Raw genomic sequence first — 23,555 nt, forward strand, 5'->3', positions numbered from 1 at the left:
CGTCCGTCTCGTCGAGTAGGTTCCGTCCCTGAGGACGGCTCGCCAAGGTTTCGGCCTTTCTGCTCCCTGACCTGCGGAAACATTCCGGGATGCCATAGTGCCCACGGGACGAAAACGCCGGTAGCATGACAGCCGGGGCCCGCTGGGGTGCCTGGTATTGGGGGAATCATGGCACAACCGCGCCGGCTACTCGGCAGCAGTCCAAGCTTCGTCATCGCGGGCCGTCACCGCCTCGAGGTCCACAACGCGCAACGCCGCGGAGCCGAGCGTGCCCAGGCCTATGTCCAGCCCCCGCCGAGCCAGGCGCCACACTTCAGCGATTCCGCCGCGGCCGACGTCCCCTGACCCTCCCGGATCCACCCGCCACACCAGTGAAGGAGCATCACATGTCAGATCCTCATCATCCTCAGCAAGGCACCGGCCGGCAGATGTGGCCCAGCGAGCAGCCCCGGCAGAACCCGGGGTGGGCGCCGAACCCGTACGCCGCTGCGGGGTACCCGGCCCAAGGATCCGGGCCCGTGCCACTCTGGGCACCGCTCTACGGCGCTTCCCTGCCAGAGGCCGCGTCGCGGTTCTTCAAGAAGTACGGGACGTTCTCCGGCCGCGCCAGCCGGAGCGAATACTGGTGGTGGGTGCTCGTCTCCGGCCTCGTCTCGATCGTCTTGAACGTCATCATGCTTGCCGGTGGGGCGGCCGGCGCAAAACTGGGCCCCAATGGCGCCAGCGTCCCCGGCCCCGCCTATATGATCGGGCTGATCCTGGCAGCCGTCTGGTTCCTGGCAGTCATTGTCCCGTCCTTGGCCCTGACGGTCCGTCGCCTCCACGACTCGAACTTCAGCGGCTGGATGTACCTCATCATCCTCATCCCGTTTATCGGGGGCATCATTCTCCTCGTCTTCACGCTGCTGGAATCAAAACCCGAGGGCCAGCGGTTCGACGTCCCCGCATAAGCATCCGGTCGCACCCACTGACCCCGCACGAACCAGAAGAAGGCCCTGCCGCCCCTGTGGGCTGCGGGCCTTCTCCTTGGTCGGGGTTCCCGGCCGGGGGCATGTTGGGGCCGCCTCACCCGCCACAGGTGTGCCCTGGCAAAAGAGCGGCTCCTCAGCCGACGCGTGGCTGCCGTCGAACAAGGCGTTCCGGTGCGAATACGTCGCCCGCCAGACGGCCGTGAAGGCCAAGTACAAGCTCTGGATGACCCAGCCTGAGCACGACGCCATCGCCGGCATCCTCGCCACCTGCAAGTAGGAGCCCAAGCCGTGGCCTGCTGAGTCCCCAGATGATAAAAGAAGCGCCCCGCACGAGATGTACGGGGCGCTTCTTTGTGACGGGTCGTCAGCTGCGGAACTTGAACGACGCCGTGTGCGTGCTGCCGTCGTCCAGTTTCAGCTGGAACGTCCGGCAGGTGCCAGCCCAGGCTTTGTCGGTCTTCCAGACATAGGTGTAAATGTCGTCGCCGGCGCTGTAGGAGAGGCTGCTGGCGCCCGCCGTCGATGTGGTTTCCACTTCGCTGAGCGCTGCGCCGGTGTCACATGTGACCTTCGCCGACGTCGGGGAGCCAGCGGGGAGAATCCCAAGCCCGTGGTCGCCGGCGATGCTGAACTTCATCGGCACCGCCCGGCCGGCCTGCATGGCATTCACGGCAGGTGCAGGATCGACCGGTGCCATGAACCCACTGAAGTTGTAGCTCGAGCTCGCCGCCAGGAGGGTGACCGATCCCGTGTCTCCCATCGCCTGGTCCGAAGTGAATCCGACGACGCCGATTTCGGCGGTCTTCGCCCGGGAGACGTCGGTGATCGTTGCAGTCCGTTTCGCAGCGTCGACGACCCCTGCCGGGATGCCATCCACGCTGAGGCCCCAGACGCCCACCCGGGGGTCGCTGGATTCCCAGGTCACCTGGATGGTGCTCGTGGTGCCGGTCGTGGAGGTTGCCACGGTCTTCACGTTCAGCGGTGCAGCGGGGAGGTTGTCGCGGGGCCCGGATCCGACGTGGACGGCGGCCGAGGCGTTGGCGACAAGCCCGCCGGCATCTGTCATGCGGACCTGCATTACTCCGTCCGACTTGGCCTGGTAGGTGTGCTTGGCCACCGGCGTCGTGGTTGATTCCTCGTAGGTGCCGTCACCGTTGTAATCCCAGTCGTACTTCGCGATCGAGGAATGCGGCGAGTAGGAGGCTGAGGCGTCAAAGGTGAACTCCTGGCCGGTCGGGCCCCAGTATTCAGGGTGCTCGAGGAGTGCCACGGGGCGTTCCTGCAGCCGGGTCAGCGCGGTGGTGAGAGCTGCTTTGGTGTCGCCGCCGTCGACGATGACCTGGCCCGTTGTGGCCTGGGCCAGCGCGGTGTAGAAGCTGCTGAAGTAGGAGGGGACGACCGGGTAGACGTTCACCGGGTCGATCTCCAGGGCGCGCTTGGCGACCGAGGCGAGGGTGCTTCCGTCCACCAGGTCAGGATCGTGGTAGTCGGCGTCGGTCAGAACCACGGCCGCCTTGGTTGCGCCGTCCCGCCACGTGAGCCCGTTGAAGGCCGTCATGAGTGCGTGCAGGGCCGCCTCTGGCCGGTCCCCGCCGCCGTCAGCGGACAAGGTGGAGAGCTTGGTGCTGAACTCGGTGGTGTCTTCCTGGAAGCCGCTGAGGATTTGTGCCGTGACCGAGTCCCCGGCGTCTTTGTATTCAACGAGGGCGACCCGGCCGCGGTTGGCCTTGATGGTGTCGGCCATGTCCGCTGCGAAGGCCTTAGTCGCCTCGATCCGGCCGTACATGGAGCCCGTCGTATCGATCAGGAAGACCACGTCCAGGCCGGAGGTTCCGGCACCCGGGAGGGTGACTGTGTCGTCGACTGTTCCGGCGGGGAACAGTGGCTTGAGGCGCTTGGTGATTTCGACCGCGGCACGGTCAATGCTGTGGCCGGGGTCATCGTAGGTCCCGTGGCCGGCGGTGTCCCACGGGTAGGGGCTTGAGCCGCACACGAAGTCGTGGGTGGCGCAGGATAGCCCGGTGCTGGAAGTGAAGCCTGCCGGGAGGTAGGGGACGCGGGCGCCCAGGGAGCCGCGGCCGACGCCGCAGTCCGGAACATCGAACCGCCACTCGGACCGCTGCGGGAGTCCCGGGCACGCCGGCGGGACGAGGCCGTCCCCTTCCGGGAGCCAGAGCCGGGGGTCGCCGAACAGCGCCTGGTAGACGACATGCTTCTTCACGTCGTCGCTGAGCTTTAGGTTGTACGCCTCGCCGGCGACCTGTGCACCCTGGGAGAAGCCGCCCATGACGAAGTAGGACGAAGGGCATTTCGCTGAGCGGGCGTTGAGGTAGGACGCCATTTCCTCCACGCCGTTGTCGACGCTGGTGCCGTACCAGAGGGCTCCGCCGCCGGACGCGGCCGCTCCGGCACTGTTCAGCCTGGCCTGCCAGGTCTCCACGCCAACGGGGACCGCGGCGTACTGGTACCCGTTGACGAGCTGGGTTCCGAGCTCATAGTGGTTCGTGGTCAGGGTGTCGTTAATTCGGTCATCGATCTGGCTCTGGAAGCGTGTCACCTGATCTTCACCGAGGATCTGGCCCGAACCGCGGGCGAAGACCGTTTCGACGTTCGCGCAGTCACGGATCAAGGCGTCGGCGACGACAGTGTCGGCAGCCGTCGCCGGCGGCGTGAGCATGAAGGCGGACAAGGCAGCGGTTAGGACGGCCGCGGTCATGCGTAACGGAGATTTTGGACGCACAGCAATTACCCCCAAGTGGTTACTGAACTGGAAAAATGCCGCCCCAGCGGCGGCTCAAGGCCACGGATGCGGCCCGAATGGTCTCAGGGTACCTGCGGGTTTATCTACTGACTAGAGAAACCAGTGGCCGAGTTTTCCTGAGGCGTCAGCTGTGCGGTTCGACCAGGAGGACCACGAAGTTCGTCAAGTCGTCTTTGTCCGGGCTGGTCACATTGAACTTGTAGTCGTACTCCCCGTCGGTTCCCGAGGTGCTGCAGACCGTCGTTGTCCCGCCGACGTTAGGCCTCCGGGTGCAGGTGCCCTCGATGGTCATGGGGACACCGGCTGTGGAGCTCACGGCCTTCAAATCATCGATGGTGAGTTTTTTGCCGGCATCCCAGCGTTTGGCGATGCTCGGGCACGGGTTGGTTGACATGCAGAGGAACATCTCCCGACGAACGACGTTGTCCTCCACCTTCCAATCCGCGGGAATTGCGAACCGCTCGGCCCGGGAGACCATGTCGGCGGTGACCTTGTCTTCCGCGGACCGGACAAAAAAGAATGCGACGGCGCCAATGACCAGCACCGCCGCAAGGATGATCCATGTTCGACGCTTCACTGTGCTCCCCCAAAACGGTCAGTGACAACACGCTGGACCCCGGGACGCCCGGGAGGTGTGTGACTGCATCGTATCCTCAACCAGAATCTTTGTCTGCGGAAATGTCAGTGCCCACCTCTATCATCTGCATCGACTGGAACCCCACCAGTTGCCGGCGGTGGAAAGGGTGCGACATGAGCGAGTACAGCTATCCTGAGTCGACCTTCCCACCGCCGGCCACAGCTGGCATCTGACATCCAAGAAGCTAACTGGCAAGTTGCCACGGTGGGAGTGGCGACTTTCGTTGACGGATGGTTGATCGCCCGGCTCGCCGCTACCTCCAGGACACGCCTGCGAGCTCCACGAGACTGCCAGTGCCCGGGAGCGCCATGGAGCGAGGACGCCGCCAACAGTGGAGGCGGCCATCCATGAACTGATGGATCTCGCTTGGAATGGTGTCTACGACGGCGGGGCTTGCTCGGCGATGGGCTGGAAGTGGGGGATTACACCGTGATCCTTCCCTGGGTGGAGGACCTGACCCGGTACGCGGTGGTTCACTCCCGGCCGGTGGACGCCATCGCCTTACACCACGACTTCCGGGCCGCCAACGACCCGAAGAGCTTCTTCAGCGTTCCCCGCTACGGCTTCCGCGTCCTTGTTTGAGGTCCTCTTGTCCCCAAGAATTTGCGTCGGGCTTCGGCGACCCCTTCGGGAGAGTGCAGCTCAGCCCATGTCTCCCTGCGGTCCGTCTGGAGCTCCTCAGGAACAGTTGGCCGCTGATAATGAGTTCGGACCACCGGCTCGGCGGCCGGCTGCCGCTGTTTCTGGGGCTTTCCCCGGCGAGGATCTGCAGCGGGAGTGGGCTCTGCTTTCCCGGGTAGGACCGTCTTTTTCAGTAGCGGTGCGCCGATCAGGGACCACTTTTCGGGCCTGACGCAGGAGATGAACATCTGCCGGAGTAGAGGAGTACTGCTGGCCAGGCCTGTCTGACGCGGCATTCCACAGCAGCATGGGAAATTCGCAATTCCAGCACTGGCTGAGGGTTGCGGAAATATTCTGTTCGGGATGATCGTGGAAATTGACAGGTGTCGGTGTCAAGAGACCCAGTTCGTGTGCCGTTTGCACTGCCATCAGGCGGTCGCATACATCCAGCTTTCGGTAGATGTGCTCCAAGTGCTTTCCCACGGTGCGTGGGGAAATGCTCAGTCGTCTGGCCAGACCTTCCGCGGTCAGCCCCTGGCTCAGGAGGGTCAGGATCGTCATTTCTCGAGACGTCAGATCGTGGGCGGAGCCGTCGAGGTTCGCCGCGCTATTCGACTGGGCAATCCCAAAGTGGAGGGCAATCCCCGTCAGAATTGGTTGCAACAGCCTGGCCAGAGCAAGCTCTTGGTCGGTGAAGTCACGGTCAGGTCGGTGGATAAGGAAGGCGTTGTGGTCGCCGCCGCGTATGTCCAGCGGTATGGACAGGTGATGAACAATTCCCCACGGACGGGCCAATTCCTCCCAAGCGCGTTTTTGGCTGCTGCTGGCCAGAGCATCAGGAACCCGCCCGTAGGACTGGGGTCCCGTCTGGCCGGAAAACGCATACCAACGCAGCAGCGGTTGTTGTCTGAAGTCATAGCCGCCAGGTGGTTCGTTGGGTGCCCTGGCCACATACGGCCATCCCGCCGCCATCAACAAAAAACCCCGTATCCCCGTTGAGTCAACGGTGATACGGGGTTCTTCCCGAGCTTCCTGCCAGAATCGAACTGGCGACCTTCTCATTACGAGTGAGACGCTCTACCAACTGAGCTAAGGAAGCAACCACATGAATGCCCGGCGAACCGGGCGGATCATGCAAGAGACAACTGTAATAGAGTCCCGGCGTCCGGGTCAAAATGAGCGACCGAAGCCAGTATGCGGCCCTGTCGCGGACCTAGCAGACGGTGTTGTCCGCCGGGGCCTTTCCGTCCACCAGGTAGTCATCGACAGCGTTGCCGATGCAGCTGTTGGAACGGCCATACGCCGTGTGGCCCTCACCCTTCCAGGTCAGCAGCGAGGCGTTCCCAAGCTGCTTGCGCAGGGAACTGGCCCATTGCACGGGCGTAGCCGGGTCGCCGGTGGTTCCAACTACGACAATCGGGGCCGAGCCCTTGTAATCGACCGGGGCAGGGGTCCGGACGTTCTTGTACGGCCAGTCCTTGCAGTTGCTGCCGCCATAGGCGAAGTAGTAGCCAAACGTGGGCGACAGCTGGCGCAGCTTCTGGTCCTCGGCCCGCATGGACGCGGTGTCGGACACCATCGGGTAGTCCAGGCAGTTGATGGCGTTGAAGGCGAAGGTGCTGTTTGACGTGTAGGTGCCGCTGGGATCGCGGTCGGCGCCGAAGTCGGCCAGCTGCAACATGCCCGTGCCGTCGCCGGCCAGGGCGGTGGCGAGCGCCCGGGTGAGGATCGGCCAGTTGTCATTGTTGTAGAGCGGGATGATGAGGCCGCTGACAAACGTGGAGCCCGAGACCTTCCGTCCGTCCTTCGCCGGCAGCGGGTTCGCCTCGGCCGCGCTGATGGCGTTGCGGATCTGCTGGACACCTTCCTCGGTGCTTCCCGCGAGGGGGCATCCGGACGTCTGCTGGCACTTGGCGACATAGGCGTGGAGGGCCTTTTCGAAGGCCACGGCCTGGTCGCGGGTCAGTTCCTCGTTGCTCAGCGACGGGTCCATGGCGCCGTCGAGGACCAACCGGCCCACATTGTCCGGAAACAGCGACGCATAGGTGGAGCCCAGCAGGGTCCCGTAGGAGTAACCGAGGTAGTTCAGCTTTGAGTCGTTGGCCACCCCGCGCAGGATGTCGAGGTCCTTCGCGGCGCTGACGGTGTCGATGTGGGCCAGCACCGGCCCGGTTTTCTCCACGCACTTGGCAGCGATGGCCTTGTTGTCGGCCAAGGCCTCGTCCAGTCCGGCGTCGGTGTCCAGGGCGTAGGTCTTGGCGCGGGACGCGTCGCGTTCCTTGTCCGTGAGGCACGTGACCGGGGCGGAGCGCTCCACGCCGCGGGGGTCGAAGCCCACGATGTCGTAGGCGGACCGGACTTTGTCCGAAATGTGGGTGTTAGCCGCATCCCTGACGAAGTCGTACCCCGAGCCGCCCGGGCCGCCCGGATTGACCATCAGGGTGCCCTTCTTGTCGCCTGTCGTGGCGAGCTTGATGGCGGCAAGCTCGATGCGTTCGCCGTCGGGCTTGCTGTAGTCCAGCGGAACCTTGATCTTGGCGCACTGGAAGTTGCCTTCACACGGTTTCCAGTCGACCTGCTGGGAGTAGTAGCTGCGCAGTTCGGCCGGCGCGGCCGCCACGATTGACGGGTCCGCCTGCCCCGCTGCCCCCGATGCCGGCGCACTGGACCCGTTGCCGCCCCCGCCGCCGAAAAGGGTGCACGAGGCCAGCGTGAGGGCCAGGGCCACGGCGCCGACGGCCCGCATGCCGATCGTCAGGGATCGGGATCTTGCGGACTGGGGTCGAGCAGGCTTCATGCGGTTCTCCTTGGAGGCTAGGAACGAAAGCGAAGATGATCGTTGGAGCGGCCGGAACCGTCAAATAAGGCTGGAAGCCATGGACTCGATCGTCAGCAGCGGGGCCACGTTGGTGGTGGTGATCCGCGTGCGGGCCTTGTTGATGGCGTCCATTCGGGCAAGGGTCACTTCGGCGGTGGAACGGGAGGCGAAATCTTCGAGTTCGCTTCTGAGTTCAACGTTGACGAGTTCCACTGCGTTCCCCATCTGGATGATCAGGACATCCCGGTAAAAGGACAACAGGTCCGTCAGGGTGCGGTCAAGGGAATCGGTGACGGAACGCTTGGCGCGTCGCTTCTGGTCGTCCTCGAGCTGCTTGACCTGGCTCCGCATGGCTGGCGGCAGCGTGCCGCTTTCGGGCGCCCCGAGGGTGGCCAGAAGCGCGGTCTTCTCGGCGGCGTCGCGCTCGTCGTTGGAGCTGTTGGCTTCCTCGGTGGCGATCTTGACCAGTTTCTCGGCCATCATGACCGCCGCCGTGACGCCGCGAAGGGACAGCGGAAACCGCACCGTCTCGAGCCGGCGCTCCCGGGCCTCCGGGTCCCGGGCCAGGCGGCGGGCGATCCCGACGTGGCTCTGCGCCGCGCGGGCGGCCCGCTCGGCGACCGCCGGGTCCACGCCGTCGCGCKTGACCMGCAGGGCAGCGACGGCGGCGGCCGGCGGAAGCCGCAGTGCCACCGGCCGGCAGCGGGAGCGGATGGTCACCAGGACATCGGCGGGGGAGGGGGCGCAGAGCATCCAGACGGTGCGGGGCGTGGGTTCCTCGATGGCCTTGAGCAGCACGTTGGTGGTCCGCTCGGCCATCCGGTCCGCGTCCTCCACCACGATGATCCGCCACCGGCCCGACGAGGGCCGGTTCCCGGCGGTGGACACGAGCTCACGCGCCTCGTCGATGGTGATGGTGACCTTCTCCGTCCGCACGAACGAGACGTCGGAATGGGTTTCGCCGAGGATGGTCAGGCACGCCGGGCATTCGCCGCAGCCGCGCAGGCTGACGTCCTCCTGGTCGCAGTTCAGGGCCGCGGCGAACGCCTTCGCGGCGTTGGAACGGCCGGAGCCGGGCGGTCCGGTGAAAAGCCACGCGTGCGTGAGCCCTTCGTTCTGGGCCGCCTGGCGCAACTGGGCCACGACGGCGTCCTGGCCCTGGAGGTCGTCCCAGACCGTCATGCTGTGCTGCTTTGGGTGACGGCCAGCAGGGATTCGACGCGCTCGAGGATCCGGGCGGCGAGTTCGGCGACGGGCAGCCGGGCGGGCAGCACCAGATACGCCTCCGGCCGGGCCGAGGCGAGGTCCAGGAAGGCCGCCCGGATCTTGGCATGGAATTCGTCGGCCTCGGACTCGAGGCGGTCTTCGGCAGCCTCGCCGGCGGTGCGCCGCTGCCGGCCAACGGCGGGCTCGACGTCGAGGAGTACCGTCAGGTCCGGCTGCAGGTCCGATGTGGCCCAGGCATTGATGTCCCGGACCGCCTGCGTTCCGAGGCCTCGGCCGGCGCCCTGGTACGCGACCGAGGAATCGATGTACCGGTCCGTGAGGACGATCTCGCCGCGTTCCAGGGCGGGGCGGATGACCTGGCTCGCGTGCGCCGCCCGGGACGCCGCGAAAATCAGGGCCTCGGTATGGGCATCGATGTGGCCGTGGCCGTGATCCAGCACGAGGGACCGAAGCTTCTCACCGATCGCCGTGCCGCCCGGTTCCCGGGTCCGCAGCACGGTAAAACCATCCGATTCCAGGGCTTTGGCGAGTTCAGCCGCCTGCGTGGACTTGCCGGCGCCGTCTCCGCCCTCGAAGGCAATAAACAGTCCGGGCAACAGGCCGGTCAACTTTCGGCCGGACGCTCCGGGGCTCTGGGTAGTCACCGTTCAAGAGTACCGACAATCACCGACACTCTAGTCTGCGCAAAGTCTGCGGCGTAACGGCTTGGGTACCCTGCCGGGCGCCCACGTACCCTGTCCTCATGAGTCTTACTGAAGAACAGGCCGCCTCGCTTTCGCCGGATTCCCTGGTCGTCGCGGCAGGGCGCCCGCCGCGCACCCGAGACGAACCGGTCAACCCGCCGCTGGTGCTGTCCTCGACCTACTTCGGTACGGGACCGCTGGGCGACGGCGACCGCGGCTACGGCCGGTATTCCAACCCCACGTGGGACCCCTTTGAAGAGGCGCTGGGCCAGTTGGAGGGCGCGGAACTGCCGGGCCTGCTCTACGCCTCGGGACTCGCCGCCGTGAGTTCGGCCCTGTCCCTGGTGCCCGCCCAGGGCGTGCTTGTCATGCCGTCGCACAGCTACGCGGGATCGGTCACCATGGCCACCGAACTGGCGGCCAAAGGGTTCCTCGAGCTGCGGACGGTGGACATCGCGGACACCGACGCTGTACTTGCGGCGCTTGCCCCGGCCGGCGGGCGCGCCGCCAGCATGCTCTGGCTGGAGAGCCCCACGAACCCCATGCTCGGCGTCGCGGACATGCGGGCCCTGACCGCCGCGGCGCATGAGGCCGGCGCCATCGTCGTCACGGACAACACCTTTTCCACGCCCCTGGTGCAGCAGCCCCTGAGCCTGGGCTCCGACGTCGTGCTGCATTCGGTGACCAAGTACCTCTCCGGCCACTCCGACGTCGTACTCGGTGCCCTGGTGACGTCCGACGCCGGTCTCCGCGCCGCCCTGCTGCACCACCGCACCATCCACGGCGGAATCGCCGGACCATTCGAGGCGTGGCTGGCGCTGCGCGGGCTCCGCACCCTGGCGCTGCGGATCGAGCGTTCGCAGGCGTCGGCCCAAATCCTGGCCGAGCGGCTCGACGGTCATCCGAAGGTGGCCGGCGTCCGCTTCCCCGGGCTGGCCTCGGACCCCGGCCACACGCGGGCCAAGGAACAGATGAAGGGTTTCGGTTCCGTCCTGTGCATCGAGGTGGCACCGGTGGGTGGGCAAGGCAGCGGCCTCAGCGGCGCGGACGCCGCGGACCGCATGATCCGCGCCCTGCAGCTTTGGCTCCCCGCGACCTCCCTGGGTGGGGTGGAATCCCTGATCGAACGCCGGCGCCGGCACGCCGCCGAGCCGGAGAGCGTGCCGGACAACCTGGTCCGGATGAGCGTGGGCATTGAGAACGTGGAAGACCTTTGGGCCGATTTGGAGCAGGCATTGGGCACTCTGGACGGCTAGGCTGGGGGAGTGGACGGACGCATACTCATTTACTTTGTCGAATCCGGGGTTTACCTGGTCCTGGCTGTCGTGGCCTTTGTCCTTGAGGCATGGGCGTTTTTCGATTGCCTCCGGCACAAGGCCAACGCGTTCGAGGCCGTATCGAAGCGAACCAAGACCTTCTGGCTGGCCCTGACCGGCGGCGCGTTCGCCGTGGGACTGTTTTCCCTGCTCTCGCAGCTGGGCAGCGGTGGCGGCGCCAGTTCGCTAGGCATTTTCGGCCTTGCGGCGGTGACGGCTGCGTCCGTGTACCTCGCCGACGTCCGCCCCGCCGTCAAGGACGCCGGCCGCGGCCGCGGCAGCAACATGGGCCCCTACGGCCCCTGGTGACCACCGGGGGCACCTAAGCTCCCGGGGCCACGGCTTCCCAGCCGACCGTCACTTCGCCCAGCCGCCAGCGGGACGGGCCGTCCTGGATCGGCCAACCGGCGTCGAGCAGTGCGCGGCACATCGCCCCGAAGCGCTGCCGGTTTCCGAAGGCCGCCAGCGGCGCCGCTTCCAGCCAGGCTTGGTCCATCGCCTGCAGGTAGGCGTGGATCTTCTCGCCGGGCACATTGCGGTGGATCAGGGCCTTCGGGAGCCTTTCGGCAACGTCGGAGGGCAGCACGAAGGCACCGAACCGCATGGACAGGCTCAGGCTCAGCGGCCGCTCGACGTCCAGCGCCACCCAGGCGGCGCGCCGCCCGATCTCATCGCACGTGCCGTCGATGAACAGCCCGCCCGGGGCCAGCCGGTCCTGCACCAGCCGCCAGATGCCCGCCACGTCGGCCTCCTCGTACTGCCGCAGCACGTTGAAGGCGCGGACCAGCACGGGCTCTCCGGTCATGGGCAGTTCGAAGCCGCCCAGCTGGAACCTTAGGCCGGGCCGTTCAAGGGCTTGGGCCTGCCGGACGCGCTCCGGTTCGATTTCGATCCCCACCATTTGTACGTCCCCGCGGACCGCGGCAAGGCGTTCGAAGAGTTCGACGGCGGTGGCCGGTGAGGCGCCGTACCCAAGGTCGACGGTGAGAGGATGGGCCGCGGCCCGCAGCCGCCATGCCTGCGGCCCGGTCAGCCAGCGGTCCACGCGGCGCATCCGGTTGGGGTTCGTGGTTCCGCGGGTCACGTTACCCACGGGCCTGCCGCCGCGCGCGCTGCCCCTCGTTCCGCCCTTGTTCCGGGGGGCCAGCACCCGTTCAGCCTTCTGCACCACCGCCCAAGCCTATCCTCCAACGCGGGGTCACCTCACTTCCGTGGTGGCCGCTGGATGGACCGGCAGCGACCCCGCGTTGCCCTGAAGCGGGCGGTGAAGCAGGAAGTGAGGCACGCTCTGAAACGCGCGCTGTGTAACGCTCGGCACCGCCGCCAACCGCTCGGCTAGGATGAAAACCATGACTTACAAGCTGATTCTGCTGCGCCACGGCCACAGCGACTGGAATGCCAAGAACCTGTTCACCGGCTGGGTGGACGTTGACCTCAATGACCAGGGCCGTGCCGAGGCGGTGCGCGGCGGCGAGCTGCTCGTGGAGAACAACATCCTCCCCGACATCCTCTACACCTCGCGGTTGAAGCGGGCCATCAACACGGCAAACATGGCCCTGGAAAAAGCCGACCGCGGCTGGATCGACGTCAAGCGCGACTGGCGGCTCAACGAGCGCCACTACGGCGCGCTGCAGGGCAAGGACAAGGCCCAGACCCTCGCCGAATTCGGTGAGGAGCAGTTCATGCTGTGGCGCCGGTCCTACGACACCCCGCCGCCGCCCCTGGCTGACGATTCCGAGTTCTCCCAGGTGGGGGACCCGCGCTACGCGGACCTCGGCGACGCCATCCCGCGCACCGAATGCCTCAAGGATGTCCTGATCCGGCTCATGCCGTACTGGGAATCAGACATCAAGGAAGACCTCAGGGCCGGTAAGACCGTCCTGGTCACCGCCCACGGCAACTCGCTCCGTGCACTCGTCAAGCACCTTGACGGGATCAGCGACGAGGACATCGCCAGCCTGAACATCCCCACCGGCATCCCGCTGGTCTACGAACTGGATGACGACTTCAAGCCGCTGAACCCGGGCGGCACCTACCTCGATCCCGAGGCCGCCGCCGAGGCCATCAAGGCAGTCGCCAACCAGGGCAAGAAGTAACCGGCCCCCGCCCGGCCAAGCACTAAGCAAGGCACAGAGCACAAACGACGGCGTCCGGCCMCCCCCAAGGTGACCGGACGCCGTCGTTCGTATCAGCGCGGTGCTATCAGCGCCGTTGTACCGGCGCCGTTGTACCTGCGGTTGAGTCAGCCGCAGTCGGCCGGAGTCAGTTGTGCTCGATCGTGCTCGGCTGCCACGCGCCCGTCACCAGGTACGTGACCTTCTGGGCCACGGAGACGCCGTGATCCGCGAAGCGCTCGAAGTAGCGGCTGGCCAGGGCAACGTCCACCGTGGTGGCCGGCGACTCCTGCCAGTCGCTGCGGGCGATCGCCTGGAAAACGCTCAGGTGAAGGTCGTTGACGGCGCCATTGGCCTTCATGATCTCCCGGGCCACGCCGAGGTCGCGGGTTGCCAGCAGCTCCGTGAGCTTCTGGGCGATCAGCAGGTCCTGTTCCGCGAAAGCCTTGAAGGTCTCCCGCAGCTGGTCCGGGACCACTGACGCCGGATAGCGCAGACGCGCCAGCTGGGCCAGGTGCCGGGCGAGGTCGCCCATGCGTTCGAGCGAGGCGCTCATCCGGAGCGAACCAACCAGCATGCGCAGATCGCTCGCCACCGGGCCCTGGAGGGCGAGGATGTCGATGGCCCGCTCGTCGAGGCTGTTCTGCAGGAAGTCGATGCGGGCATCGGCGGCAATCACGTCCTCGGCGAGGTCGATATCGGCGCCCTGGAAAGCTGTCGTGGCCTTGTCGATGGCCTCTGTGACCAGCGCTGAGATCTCGACGAGCTGTTCCCTTACCTGGGCGAGCTCCTCCTGAAAAACCTTACGCACGTGTGCGTCCTTTCCTCGGAAATATTGCCTGCAATCGAAGTGGCGGGCCTATTTCGGTTCACCTACCGGCGCTCCAACTGTCAACTCTTTCAGTGTCCGGTGAACTGTTACGCCCCAATAGGTGAACGTTAGCTGAACCGCTGCCCGAATCGCAGGAGATTTCGGTTTCGGTCACGTGGCAGAGCATAAGCTGGAGCCGTGGATCCAATGCTCATCGGCGTGATCGCCGGCCTGATCGGCCTCTCGTTTGGCATGTTCGGCGTACTCGCGTTCCGGGTCAGTGAGCAGCAGCGGCATATTGTCGACGTCGACGTCGATGACCCTTCGCTGCCCGAGGGGGCCGCGGAAGTGCTCGCCGTCCTCGGCCGCGCGTTCGTGGTGGTGGATGCGATCGACGGCGTGGTCCGCGCCAGCCCGGCCGCCTACGCCTACGGCCTGGTCCGCGGGCACACGGTGGTCCACCAGCAGCTGCTGGAACTGACGGCCAAGGTGCGGCGGGACGGCGTCATCCTCGAACAGCAGCTGGAACTGCCGCGCGGCCCGCTCGGCCAGGGCACGATAGTTGTCCAGGTCCGGGCCGCCGTCATCACGGAGGAATATGTCCTCCTGCTGGCCGATGACCGGACTGAATTCACCCGCACCGAGGAAGTCCGCAACGACTTCGTCGCGAACGTCTCCCACGAACTGAAGACACCGGTCGGGGCGATCTCGCTCCTGGCTGAGGCACTCGAGTCGTCCGCTGACGACCCCGAGGCGGTGAAGCGGTTCGCCAAGCGCATGCACAAGGAGTCGACACGGCTTGCGGCGCTTGTCCAGGACATCATTGAACTCTCCCGGCTCCAGGGCGCCAACGTCGCGCAGCAGGGCCGCCCGGTGGACATCAACCTTGTGGTCAGCGAGGCCGTGGACCGCTCCGTGCTGCCGGCCGAGAGCAAGAACATCCAGCTGGTGGTCGGCGGGCACGCCGATGCCCTGGTCTACGGCGACCAGGACCTGCTCGTGACCGCCCTGCGCAACCTGATCGATAACGCCATCCGCTACTCGCCGGAGAACACCAAGGTGGGCGTGGGCATCCGGGCCAAGGACGGTCTCGTGGCGGTCTCGGTGACGGACCAGGGCGATGGGCTCAGCGCCGAGGACCAGGAGCGCGTCTTTGAGCGCTTCTACCGTGTGGATGCTGCCCGCTCGCGGCAGACCGGCGGCACCGGGCTTGGCCTGAGCATCGTCAAGCACGTCATTTCCAACCACGGCGGCGAGGTGACCCTGTGGTCCCGGCTCGGCCAGGGTTCTACGTTCACCATTCGACTTCCCGAGATAGAAGGGCAGGACGACGGGGACGCCCCCGAGGCGGGCAAGCCCGCTGCCCAAACTTCCAGTCGGGACCCCAGACCGCAACGACGTGACGCCGCAGGCGTCCATGAGCAAGGAGCTACCGCTTGAGCAGGATTCTGATTGTCGAGGACGAGGAGTCCTTCAGCGACCCCCTGTCCTACCTGTTGGGTAAAGAAGGCTTCGAAGTGGAGGTGGTGGACAACGGACTGGACGCCATCACCGAATTCGACCGCAACGGTGCCGACCTCGTGCTCCTGGACCTGCAGCTGCCTGGCCAGTCCGGCACGGAGGTCTGCCGCCAACTCCGGCAGCGCTCCGGGGTGCCCGTGATCATGCTGACGGCCAAGGACTCGGAAATCGATAAGGTGGTGGGGCTCGAGCTGGGTGCCGACGACTATGTCACCAAGCCCTACTCCTCGCGGGAACTCGTGGCCCGGGTCCGGGCAGTCCTGCGGCGCCAGAGCGAGCCGGAGGAACTTGTCTCCACCACGGTGCAGGCCGGTCCCGTTCGGATGGACATTGAACGCCACGTGGTCAGCGTCGGGGGTGAGCAGGTCGCCTTGCCGCTCAAGGAGTTCGAGCTGCTGGAAATGCTGCTGCGGAACTCCGGCCGGGTCCTGACCCGCGGGCAGCTGATCGACAGGGTCTGGGGCTCCGACTACGTGGGGGACACCAAGACCCTCGACGTCCACGTCAAGCGGCTGCGCAGCAAGATCGAGCCGGATGCGTCCGCGCCGCGGTACCTGATCACCGTCCGGGGGCTGGGCTACAAGTTCGAGCCCTAAAGGTCGGACGAGGCAGCCCGGCGGCCGCTACTGCCCTGACGCCGGGCTGCCGGGCCGCTGGAAGTCCGGCGCAGTTGAACATCAGCGGACACGCAAAAGGAGGGGCACCTACAGGTGCCCCTCCTTTTGCAATAGGTCCAGCCGTTGAAGCTAGTGGCCGGCCGTGCTGCTCGGCGTCGGCGTGGCCGTCTCGGTCGGCGTAGCCGTCTCCGTCGACGTGGCCGTGCCGGACTCGGTGGGCGCCGGCGTCGGCAGGTACGACTTGTAGTCGACGATCGTGCCGTCCATGACCGGAACCGTGAACTTGGCTTCCTTGTTGGTGCCGTTCTCGGAGATGGTGACCTCGAGGACGGCGCCCGGCTTGGCGCCGGCCGGGGTCAGGATCGCGGCGTCGGTGGAGTCGTTGAGCATGGTGTAGGAGTTCTTCTTGACCGGAACCTGGGTCTGCGAGCCCTCCGCACCCTTGATGGTCAGCACCACGTCGTTGGATGAGGTGTTGTACACGGCGCCGATCACACGGCCCGGCTTGTCCTCGCCATCGGAGACGATGATGAAGTTGCGCAGCTGCAGCGCACCGAGATCCGTCCGGGTTCCGTCCGAGGCCGCGTACTGCTCCGTGGTCTGCTGGGCGTTGATGTAGCCGCAGCCGGTCAGGGACAACAGGCCGATGCCAAGTGCAGCCGTTGCCATTGCCAGCTTGCCGCGCTGGCCCCGGTTCATCGCAGTGAAACGCACGTCACGCACTCCTTGAGAGTCTTGAAACATTATTCAGCCATAGCCTAGCCGCAATCGGCCGCAAACAAGGATTCGGCGACTACACACAAGCGCGGTCAAGTGTGCTCCTCCGGCGACGGGACCCGGCTCGGCGGGGGACGGAAACCTCTTGGCAGTTAGGGCCGCAGGCACTATTATCCGCATTCGTCAAGGGGTTTGAGGGGGCGGATTGAGGCCATTTTCCCCGGATTCATGCGGTTCCAGGCACCTTTTGATGCCAGTTGTATGCCTTAATCGTGATAAACTGGTCTGCGGGAAAGGGGAATGTCCACATGGTTTTTGAGGTCGGCGAGACAGTAGTTTACCCTCACCACGGTGCAGCCAAAATTGAAGAAATCAAGATGCGCACCGTCAAGGGCGAAGAGAAGATGTATCTCAAGCTCAAGGTGGCTCAGGGTGATCTGACCATTGAAGTTCCAGCAGAAAACGTTGACCTGGTAGGGGTTCGGGACGTAGTGGGCAAGGAAGGCTTGGAGCACGTGTTCGATGTGCTGCGGGCCGAGTTCACTGAAGAACCCACCAACTGGTCGCGTCGCTACAAGGCAAACCTGGAAAAGCTTGCTTCCGGTGACGTCATCAAGGTAGCCGAGGTCGTCCGTGACCTCTGGCGCCGTGATCACGACCGGGGTCTCTCCGCGGGAGAGAAGCGCATGCTGGCCAAGGCCCGTCAGATCCTGATTTCGGAACTGGCACTGGCTGAGAAGACTGATGAAGAGAAGGCTGCAAGCGTTCTCGACGAGGTCCTGGCTTCCTAGCACAAGGCCGGCCCAACAGGGCCGGCGCAGATTAAGAATCGAACCCCGGTGGCGTCAGCCGCCGGGGCTTCTTTTTGCCCTTTTCAGCGGCCGCCCCCTCCGTTGCGCTATCAGTTGAGGTCCCTTTGAGCGCTCCAGGGCAGCCACAACCAGGGCAACGGGATGGTCCGAGGCGCGGGGACGTAGTCTTGTGCCCATGGATACTGCACCGACGAATACGTCACAGGCGAATACGTCACAGCCCGGTCCCGCCACGGCGGTCATAGTTGTAGCCGCCGGCTCCGGCCAGCGCCTGGGCTACGGCATGCCGAAAGCAAAAGTGCCTCTCGGCGGGGACACCATCCTCACCCACGCCCTTCGCGGTGTGGCGGCTGCCGGGATCGCACAGCAGATCTGCATTGCGCTCCCCCCGGGCGACACTGAGTTGCGGGCGCTGTGCGAGGCCTTCACGCAGGAGCTTGCGGCCGGACACTCCGGCGCGGCGTCGGGGCAAGCCGGAGCAGCGTCGGGCAACGGCGTCGGGGTTCCCCTTGTGACGGTCGTCGACGGCGGTGCGAACCGCGCCGATTCCGTCCGCGCCGCGATGGCGGCCCTCCTGCCCGATACGGAATCAGTGCTGGTCCATGACGCCGCCCGGGCACTGACGCCTGAAGCCGTCTTTCACCGCGTGGCAGCGGCGCTCGGCGCCGGCGCCTCGGCCGTCATTCCCGTGATACCGGTCGTCGACACCGTCAAGACCGTTGAACCGACCACCGGCGACGGCGCCGCGGTGGCCCCCGAGCTGGTCACCGGGACGGCGCCCCGGGAGTCGCTCCGCGCCGTGCAGACACCGCAGGGATTCGCCCTGAGCACCCTCAAGCGCGCCCACGAAGCTGCCTCCGGGTTCGACGCCGTCCAGGCCGCCCTCGTCACGGACGACGCGATGCTTGTGGAGCTCATCGGGGTCCCTGTCCACGCGGTACGCGGCGCCAGCCAGTCCCTGAAGATCACCACGCCCCTGGACCTGATCCTGGCAGAAGGCCTTCTCGAAGGACCCCTGGGCTTGCGCTGGGTGGAGGGATGAGCATGTCCACCAACCCGCCAGTCATTCCCCCGGTCATTCCCCGGACCGGGATCGGCATCGATGTCCATGCCTTTGCCGCCGAGGACGAGCCGCAGCCGCTGTGGCTCGGCGGCCTCTTCTGGGAGGGAGAGCGGGGTCTGTCCGGCCACTCAGACGGCGACCCCGTGGCCCATGCCGCCGCCGACGCACTTTTCTCGGCCTGCGGGATCGGGGATCTGGGCACGCACTTCGGTACGGACCGGCCCGAATATGCCGGAGCATCCGGCGTGACCCTGCTGGCCGAGGCCGCCCGGATTGTTCGCGCCCACGGATTCGAAATCGGCAACATCGCCGTTCAGTTCGTGGCGAACCGGCCAAAGTTCGGCCCGCGGCGGGAGGAATCCCAGCAGGTCCTCAGCGCCGCTGCCGCGGCGCCGGTGAGCGTCACGGCCACCACGAGCGACGGGCTCGGGTTCACCGGCCGCGGCGAGGGGATCTCAGCCGTGGCAACAGCGCTCGTGTATCCGGCAGGCTAAGCACCGCAGGCTAATCACCGCCGGTTGGGCGCCGCTGGTTAAGCACCGCAGGTTGGGCGCCGCTGGTTAAGCACCGCGGGCCCCGGTCCCCTACGCTTGAGGGAAGACCCAAGCGAGACACCCGTTCCGAACTGCCAGGAGACCTGCCGTGAAGAAGCTGCTGACCGCCGTCGTACTCGTGGCAGGGACCATGCTGAGCGGCTGTGCCGCCTCCACGACAACGCCCCAAACGCCCAGCGCCACTCCGAAGCTCAGTGTCGAGGAAAGCTGTAAGTTCCTCAACACCGACACCTTCGTGCCCTCCGGGAGCGCGAAGGAGCAGGCAGGGCAGATTGGCCAGCACTACCAGGAGGTTGCGGACAAGGTAGCGCCGGAGGTGGGCGCCCCGATCCAGCAGATGGCCGAGATCATGAAGCAGGTTGCGGCGAGCCCTACGGGAACCAAGACGGATCAACAGACGGCCCAGCTCACGGAGCAGATCAACAAGATCGGCCAATACTGCAAGTAGGCCACTGCACCGGCCGTCTCCGGCGGCTGGCCTGCCGGCCTGCGCCGTGCCGGTCTGCGCCGTGCCGGCAAAGCCGCGGGTCAGGGCCCCGGAACCCCATCGGCTAATCTGGAGCGGTGACCCTGCGCTTTTACGACACTGCATCCGCCGAAGTCCGCGACTTCGTCCCCCTGGTACCTGGCAAGGTGAGCCTGTACTACTGCGGAGCCACCGTCCAGGGCATGCCACACGTCGGCCACATCCGCTCGGCCATCGCGTTCGACCAGCTAACCCGCTGGTTGCAGTACCGCGGTTTCCGGGTGACGGCAGTCCGCAACGTCACCGACATCGACGACAAGATCCTTGCCAAGTCGGCCGCCTCCTTCGGCGCCGACTTTGACGACGAGCCCGGAGCCCTCCGCAACGAGGAATGGTGGGCCCTGGCCTACCGCTACGAGCAGGAATTCCTCAAGGCCTATGACACCCTGGGCGTCTCCCGCCCCACCTATGAGCCCCGCGCTACCGGCCACATCCCGGAAATGCACGCCCTCATCCAGCAGCTGATCGACCGCGGCCACGCCTACCCGGCCCTGGACGACTCCGGCGACGTCTACTTCGACGTGCGTTCCTGGTCCAAGTACGGCTCGCTGACGCGGCAGAAACTCGACGACATGCAAGGCGCCCCGGACGCGGACCCCCGCGGCAAGAAGGACCCCCGCGACTTCGCGCTGTGGAAAGGCTACAAGGACGGTGAGCCGACGACGGCGAGCTGGTCTTCCCCGTGGGGCGCCGGCCGCCCGGGCTGGCACCTCGAATGCTCCGCGATGGTCACCAAATACCTCGGCACCGAGTTCGACATCCACGGCGGCGGCCTGGACCTGCGCTTCCCGCACCACGAAAACGAAATGGCGCAGTCACAGGCGGCAGGCCACGGCTTCGCCAACTTCTGGATGCACAACGGGATGGTCACCTACGCCGGCGAGAAAATGTCCAAGTCCATCGGCAACACCGTCAGCCCGACGGAAATGCTCGAGATCGCTCCGCCGCGCGTTGTCCGGTACTACCTCGGGCAGGCGCAGTACCGCTCGGTCCTGGACTACCAGCCGACGTCCCTGCAGGAAGCCGCTGCCGCCGTCGAACGGATTGACGGCTTCCTCAGCCGCGCAAGCAGGGTCCTGCCCGACCCGGGACCGGACGCGTCCGCTGGTTCTGTTCCGGAAGCTTTTGGGGTGGCCATGGACGATGACCTCAACGTCCCGCAGGCACTGGCGGTGCTCCACGAGACCGTCCGGGCCGGCAACACGGCTCTCACCGACGGCGACCTCGACGCCGCGGGTCAGGCGCTGGCCGGCGTCACCGCCATGCTGGACGTCCTCGGCCTCAACGCCACCGCAACGCCGGCGGCCGACGAGCAAGCCAACACCGCCCTTGGCGTCCTGGTCGAGGCTCAGCTGGAGGCGCGCGCCCACGCCCGGGCCGCCAAGGACTGGGCCGCTTCGGACGCGATCCGGGACACCCTGGCGGCTGCCGGCGTCGTCGTCGAGGACGGCCCGGACGGGGCGAGCTGGAGCCTGAAGCGCGGCTGAGCCCCGTTGCCGGCAGCCGGTGAAGGGGGCCGCCGTCGTACCTTCCGGGCCACCCCGAAATCGTGGATTTTACTCGAGTCAGTAGACTGGAGGTCAGACTTATCAACGAATCGCGTATTTAAAGGGTGAAACTCATGGCCAACAACGGTCGCCGCTCGGTCAAATTGAAGAAGGGCCCCTCCGTCGGTACCGGCGGTCACGGCCGCAAGGCACTTGAGGGCAAGGGCCCCACGCCGAAGGCGGAGGACCGCCCCTACCACAAGGCATACAAGAACAAGCAGCTCGCCGAACGCTCCGAGGCCAAGCGCGCCAGCGGAAGCCGCACTACCAGCGCCGCCGCCCGCACCGGCCGCTCCGGTCCCAAGGGCCGCGCCACCGAAGAGGTCGTCACCGGGCGCAACTCGGTGGTCGAAGCCCTGCGCGCCGGCATCCCGGCCAAGGCCCTGCACGTCGCCGTCCGCATCGAAATGGACGACCGCGTCAAGGAATCCCTGAAGCTGGCCGCCGAACGCGGCATCCCGCTGATGGAAACCGGCAAGCCCGAGCTCGACCGGATGACCGACGACGCCATCCACCAGGGCCTCGTGCTGCAGATCCCGCCGTACGAATACCAGGACGCGTACGAGCTCGCCGAAGAAACCCTCGAGGCCTGGAAGAAGGGCCACGTAGCCAACGCCCCGCTCTTCGTCGCACTCGACGGCATCACCGATCCCCGAAACCTCGGCGCGATCATCCGCTCCGTCTCGGCTTTCAGCGGCCACGGCGTCGTCGTCCCGGAGCGCCGCTCCGTGGGCGTCACCGCCTCGGCCTGGAAGACCAGCGCCGGTGCAGCCGTCCGCGTCCCCGTCGCCCGCGCGGCCAACCTGAACAACACGCTCAAGGCGTTCAAGAACATGGGGATCTACGTCCTGGGTCTCGACGGCGACGGCGACGTCTCGCTGCCCGAGCTCACTCTGGCCACCGAACCGGTGTGCATCGTCGTCGGGTCCGAGGGCAAGGGCCTGAGCCGCCTGGTCCGCGAAAACTGCGACCAGATCGTCTCCATCCCGATCGACTCCGCCATGGAATCCCTCAACGCCTCCATGGCCGTCGGCATCTCCCTCTACGAAATCTCCCGCCAGCGCGCCGCAAAGTAGTCCTGCGTTCGGGGCCGGCTTCGCCGGAACCGAAGTTTTGCCGTCGCTTAGACACCTCCCGTCGACGCTTTCGGCCGCGGGCGGCCTTCACCGTCTCTGGTCGGCGATGCGCTCCTTAGCAAAACTCCGGTCCCGTCTCCGACGCTCCCTCACCTTTGGTCGTAAAACGTCAAACGCTCCCTCACCTTTCGCGGTAAACGGCTAAGCGCTCCCTCACTTCTTGTGGGGGAGCGCTTCGGTTAAACGTGCGAAACGTGGTGGAGCGTTTCCGTTTAACGTGCCTTAACGTGCCAAAAGTGAGGGAACTTGGCCGATAGTGACTTAGAACTTGTGGCGGTTGGCCAGGACCGGGAGTTTGGTGCGGGCTTCCTGGACGACGGCGGTGTCCAGGTCGGCGAACAGCAGTCCGGGGGCGCCGTCGAGCTCTTCGAGGACGTCGCCCATGGGGGAGACCACCACGGAGTGCCCGACGCCGGTGGGGGCGGAACCCTTGGCCGGGTGACCCACGCTGGCGGGGTCGCCCTGGCCGCAGGCGAGGATCAGGGTGGTGGAGTCCAGGGCGCGGGCGCGGGCCAGGAGCTTCCACTGCTCGGCCTTGCCGGGGCCCGAGCCCCAGGAGGCGCACACAATGTTGACGTCGGCGCCGAGGTCCGCGTTTTCCGTGAACAGGTCCGGGAATCGGACGTCGTAGCACGTGGCGAGGCCGAACGTCACGCCGTCGAGCTCGAAGGTGACGGGGGCGGTGCCGGCGTCAACCGTGTCCGACTCGGCGAAACCGAAGGCATCGAACAGATGGATTTTGTCGTAGCTGGCCTCGAGGCCGCGCCCGGTGACCAGCAGGGTGTTGCGCACCTTGGCGCCGTTGCCGGCGGTGCCGGGAGTGAACATGCCGGCGACGATCACCAGGCCGAGCTCTGCGGCGAGGTCACGGACGCGGGATGCCCACGGGCCGTCCAGCGGCTCGGCGATATCGAGGAGCGAATTGCCGAAGGCCCGCATGGTTGCTTCCGGGAACACCACGAGGTCCGCGCCGCCGGCCTTGGCCTGGCGCGCGTAGGCGTCCACGAGGTCCAGGTTTGCGGCCACGTCACGGCCGGTAATGATTTGGGCTAGTGCAACGCGCACAATTACCTCCAACTCGGCGCTCCATTACAGTATGCAGT

At 66.2% G+C, this 23,555-nt stretch carries 25 protein-coding genes and 1 tRNA gene; 15 read left to right on the forward strand and 11 right to left on the reverse strand.

Features of this window, described 5'->3' with window-relative positions; translation table 11 throughout:
• The first annotated feature begins 168 nt into the window (after nucleotides 1–168).
• The 3 genes from AC1DZV_RS15430 (at nucleotide 169) to AC1DZV_RS15440 (ending at nucleotide 1,248) form a co-directional block, all read left to right on the forward strand.
• Complete coding sequence (locus AC1DZV_RS15430) at nucleotides 169–345, forward strand: hypothetical protein (protein WP_476954042.1); 177 nt, start codon at nucleotides 169–171, stop codon at nucleotides 343–345.
• Between the two features lie 41 nt (nucleotides 346–386).
• Nucleotides 387–950 (forward strand): DUF805 domain-containing protein, encoded by a 564-nt coding sequence (locus AC1DZV_RS15435; protein WP_476949793.1) that lies wholly within the window; start codon nucleotides 387–389, stop codon nucleotides 948–950.
• Nucleotides 951–1,080: 130 nt separating this feature from the next.
• Complete coding sequence (locus tag AC1DZV_RS15440; RefSeq protein WP_476949792.1) at nucleotides 1,081–1,248, forward strand: hypothetical protein; 168 nt, start codon at nucleotides 1,081–1,083, stop codon at nucleotides 1,246–1,248.
• An 87-nt stretch (nucleotides 1,249–1,335) separates the two neighbouring features.
• Here the strand turns inward: AC1DZV_RS15440 and AC1DZV_RS15445 are convergent, their stop codons facing one another.
• Complete coding sequence (locus tag AC1DZV_RS15445) at nucleotides 1,336–3,687, reverse strand: PxKF domain-containing protein (RefSeq protein WP_476954043.1); 2,352 nt, start codon at nucleotides 3,685–3,687, stop codon at nucleotides 1,336–1,338.
• A gap of 169 nt (nucleotides 3,688–3,856) precedes the next feature.
• Nucleotides 3,857–4,309 (reverse strand): hypothetical protein, encoded by a 453-nt coding sequence (locus AC1DZV_RS15450; RefSeq protein ID WP_476949790.1) that lies wholly within the window; start codon nucleotides 4,307–4,309, stop codon nucleotides 3,857–3,859.
• Between the two features lie 489 nt (nucleotides 4,310–4,798).
• Between AC1DZV_RS15450 and AC1DZV_RS15455 the strand changes: the two genes are divergently transcribed.
• A complete protein-coding gene (locus AC1DZV_RS15455; protein WP_476949789.1) occupies nucleotides 4,799–4,951 on the forward strand; it encodes a hypothetical protein in 153 nt (50 codons plus the stop codon).
• A 96-nt stretch (nucleotides 4,952–5,047) separates the two neighbouring features.
• Here the strand turns inward: AC1DZV_RS15455 and AC1DZV_RS15460 are convergent, their stop codons facing one another.
• From AC1DZV_RS15460 to tmk, 5 genes are all read right to left on the reverse strand, one after another.
• The gene (locus AC1DZV_RS15460; protein WP_476949788.1) at nucleotides 5,048–5,941 is read right to left on the reverse strand and encodes a helix-turn-helix transcriptional regulator; all 894 of its coding nucleotides are present in this window, start codon (nucleotides 5,939–5,941) and stop codon (nucleotides 5,048–5,050) included.
• Nucleotides 5,942–6,016: 75 nt separating this feature from the next.
• A tRNA-Thr gene (locus AC1DZV_RS15465) sits at nucleotides 6,017–6,089 on the reverse strand.
• A 114-nt stretch (nucleotides 6,090–6,203) separates the two neighbouring features.
• The gene (locus AC1DZV_RS15470) at nucleotides 6,204–7,787 is read right to left on the reverse strand and encodes an alpha/beta hydrolase (protein WP_476949787.1); all 1,584 of its coding nucleotides are present in this window, start codon (nucleotides 7,785–7,787) and stop codon (nucleotides 6,204–6,206) included.
• A gap of 60 nt (nucleotides 7,788–7,847) precedes the next feature.
• Nucleotides 7,848–8,990 (reverse strand): DNA polymerase III subunit delta', encoded by a 1,143-nt coding sequence (locus AC1DZV_RS15475; protein WP_476954044.1) that lies wholly within the window; start codon nucleotides 8,988–8,990, stop codon nucleotides 7,848–7,850.
• The gene (gene tmk / locus AC1DZV_RS15480; RefSeq protein ID WP_028276354.1) at nucleotides 8,987–9,643 is read right to left on the reverse strand and encodes a dTMP kinase; all 657 of its coding nucleotides are present in this window, start codon (nucleotides 9,641–9,643) and stop codon (nucleotides 8,987–8,989) included. Before tmk ends, AC1DZV_RS15475 begins: the two co-directional genes overlap by 4 nt.
• 134 nt (nucleotides 9,644–9,777) lie before the next feature.
• Between tmk and AC1DZV_RS15485 the strand changes: the two genes are divergently transcribed.
• Complete coding sequence (locus tag AC1DZV_RS15485; RefSeq protein ID WP_476949786.1) at nucleotides 9,778–10,974, forward strand: trans-sulfuration enzyme family protein; 1,197 nt, start codon at nucleotides 9,778–9,780, stop codon at nucleotides 10,972–10,974.
• Nucleotides 10,975–10,983: 9 nt separating this feature from the next.
• Nucleotides 10,984–11,343 (forward strand): DUF2516 family protein, encoded by a 360-nt coding sequence (locus AC1DZV_RS15490; protein WP_028276353.1) that lies wholly within the window; start codon nucleotides 10,984–10,986, stop codon nucleotides 11,341–11,343.
• A gap of 13 nt (nucleotides 11,344–11,356) precedes the next feature.
• On the opposite strand, the gene AC1DZV_RS15495 is transcribed toward AC1DZV_RS15490, so the two are convergent.
• Entirely contained in the window at nucleotides 11,357–12,205 is an 849-nt protein-coding gene (locus AC1DZV_RS15495; protein WP_476949785.1) for a class I SAM-dependent methyltransferase, read from the reverse strand.
• A gap of 178 nt (nucleotides 12,206–12,383) precedes the next feature.
• Between AC1DZV_RS15495 and AC1DZV_RS15500 the strand changes: the two genes are divergently transcribed.
• A complete protein-coding gene (locus AC1DZV_RS15500; RefSeq protein ID WP_476949784.1) occupies nucleotides 12,384–13,130 on the forward strand; it encodes a phosphoglyceromutase in 747 nt (248 codons plus the stop codon).
• A gap of 166 nt (nucleotides 13,131–13,296) precedes the next feature.
• On the opposite strand, the gene phoU is transcribed toward AC1DZV_RS15500, so the two are convergent.
• Complete coding sequence (gene phoU, locus AC1DZV_RS15505) at nucleotides 13,297–13,959, reverse strand: phosphate signaling complex protein PhoU (protein ID WP_079552056.1); 663 nt, start codon at nucleotides 13,957–13,959, stop codon at nucleotides 13,297–13,299.
• 207 nt (nucleotides 13,960–14,166) lie between these two features.
• Here phoU and AC1DZV_RS15510 point away from each other — a divergent pair, with 207 nt between their 5' ends.
• Entirely contained in the window at nucleotides 14,167–15,399 is a 1,233-nt protein-coding gene (locus tag AC1DZV_RS15510; protein WP_223915308.1) for a sensor histidine kinase, read from the forward strand.
• A complete protein-coding gene (locus AC1DZV_RS15515; RefSeq protein ID WP_028276348.1) occupies nucleotides 15,396–16,076 on the forward strand; it encodes a response regulator transcription factor in 681 nt (226 codons plus the stop codon). The genes AC1DZV_RS15510 and AC1DZV_RS15515 overlap by 4 nt, the downstream gene beginning before the upstream one ends.
• Before the next feature lie 150 nt (nucleotides 16,077–16,226).
• Here the strand turns inward: AC1DZV_RS15515 and AC1DZV_RS15520 are convergent, their stop codons facing one another.
• Complete coding sequence (locus tag AC1DZV_RS15520) at nucleotides 16,227–16,796, reverse strand: hypothetical protein (protein ID WP_459385949.1); 570 nt, start codon at nucleotides 16,794–16,796, stop codon at nucleotides 16,227–16,229.
• A 326-nt stretch (nucleotides 16,797–17,122) separates the two neighbouring features.
• Here AC1DZV_RS15520 and AC1DZV_RS15525 point away from each other — a divergent pair, with 326 nt between their 5' ends.
• The 6 genes from AC1DZV_RS15525 to rlmB all read left to right on the forward strand — a co-directional run bounded on the left by AC1DZV_RS15525 (nucleotide 17,123) and on the right by rlmB (nucleotide 22,392).
• Nucleotides 17,123–17,605 carry a CarD family transcriptional regulator gene (locus AC1DZV_RS15525; protein WP_026266570.1) on the forward strand — a complete coding sequence of 161 codons (483 nt, stop codon included), beginning with the start codon at nucleotides 17,123–17,125 and terminating at the stop codon, nucleotides 17,603–17,605.
• A 196-nt stretch (nucleotides 17,606–17,801) separates the two neighbouring features.
• The gene (locus AC1DZV_RS15530) at nucleotides 17,802–18,668 is read left to right on the forward strand and encodes an IspD/TarI family cytidylyltransferase (protein ID WP_476949783.1); all 867 of its coding nucleotides are present in this window, start codon (nucleotides 17,802–17,804) and stop codon (nucleotides 18,666–18,668) included.
• A complete protein-coding gene (ispF, locus tag AC1DZV_RS15535; protein ID WP_476949782.1) occupies nucleotides 18,665–19,183 on the forward strand; it encodes a 2-C-methyl-D-erythritol 2,4-cyclodiphosphate synthase in 519 nt (172 codons plus the stop codon). The genes AC1DZV_RS15530 and ispF overlap by 4 nt, the downstream gene beginning before the upstream one ends.
• 148 nt (nucleotides 19,184–19,331) lie before the next feature.
• Nucleotides 19,332–19,691 carry a hypothetical protein gene (locus AC1DZV_RS15540; RefSeq protein WP_079552067.1) on the forward strand — a complete coding sequence of 120 codons (360 nt, stop codon included), beginning with the start codon at nucleotides 19,332–19,334 and terminating at the stop codon, nucleotides 19,689–19,691.
• 116 nt (nucleotides 19,692–19,807) lie between these two features.
• Nucleotides 19,808–21,256: a cysteine--tRNA ligase gene (gene cysS, locus AC1DZV_RS15545; RefSeq protein ID WP_476949781.1), complete on the forward strand. Its 1,449-nt coding sequence runs from the start codon at nucleotides 19,808–19,810 to the stop codon at nucleotides 21,254–21,256.
• A 134-nt stretch (nucleotides 21,257–21,390) separates the two neighbouring features.
• A complete protein-coding gene (gene rlmB / locus AC1DZV_RS15550) occupies nucleotides 21,391–22,392 on the forward strand; it encodes a 23S rRNA (guanosine(2251)-2'-O)-methyltransferase RlmB (RefSeq protein WP_476949780.1) in 1,002 nt (333 codons plus the stop codon).
• A 321-nt stretch (nucleotides 22,393–22,713) separates the two neighbouring features.
• On the opposite strand, the gene AC1DZV_RS15555 is transcribed toward rlmB, so the two are convergent.
• A complete protein-coding gene (locus AC1DZV_RS15555) occupies nucleotides 22,714–23,517 on the reverse strand; it encodes a carbon-nitrogen hydrolase family protein (protein WP_476949779.1) in 804 nt (267 codons plus the stop codon).
• Between the last annotated feature and the right edge of the window lie 38 nt (nucleotides 23,518–23,555).

Source organism: Arthrobacter sp. P1_D12, from assembly GCF_056406175.1.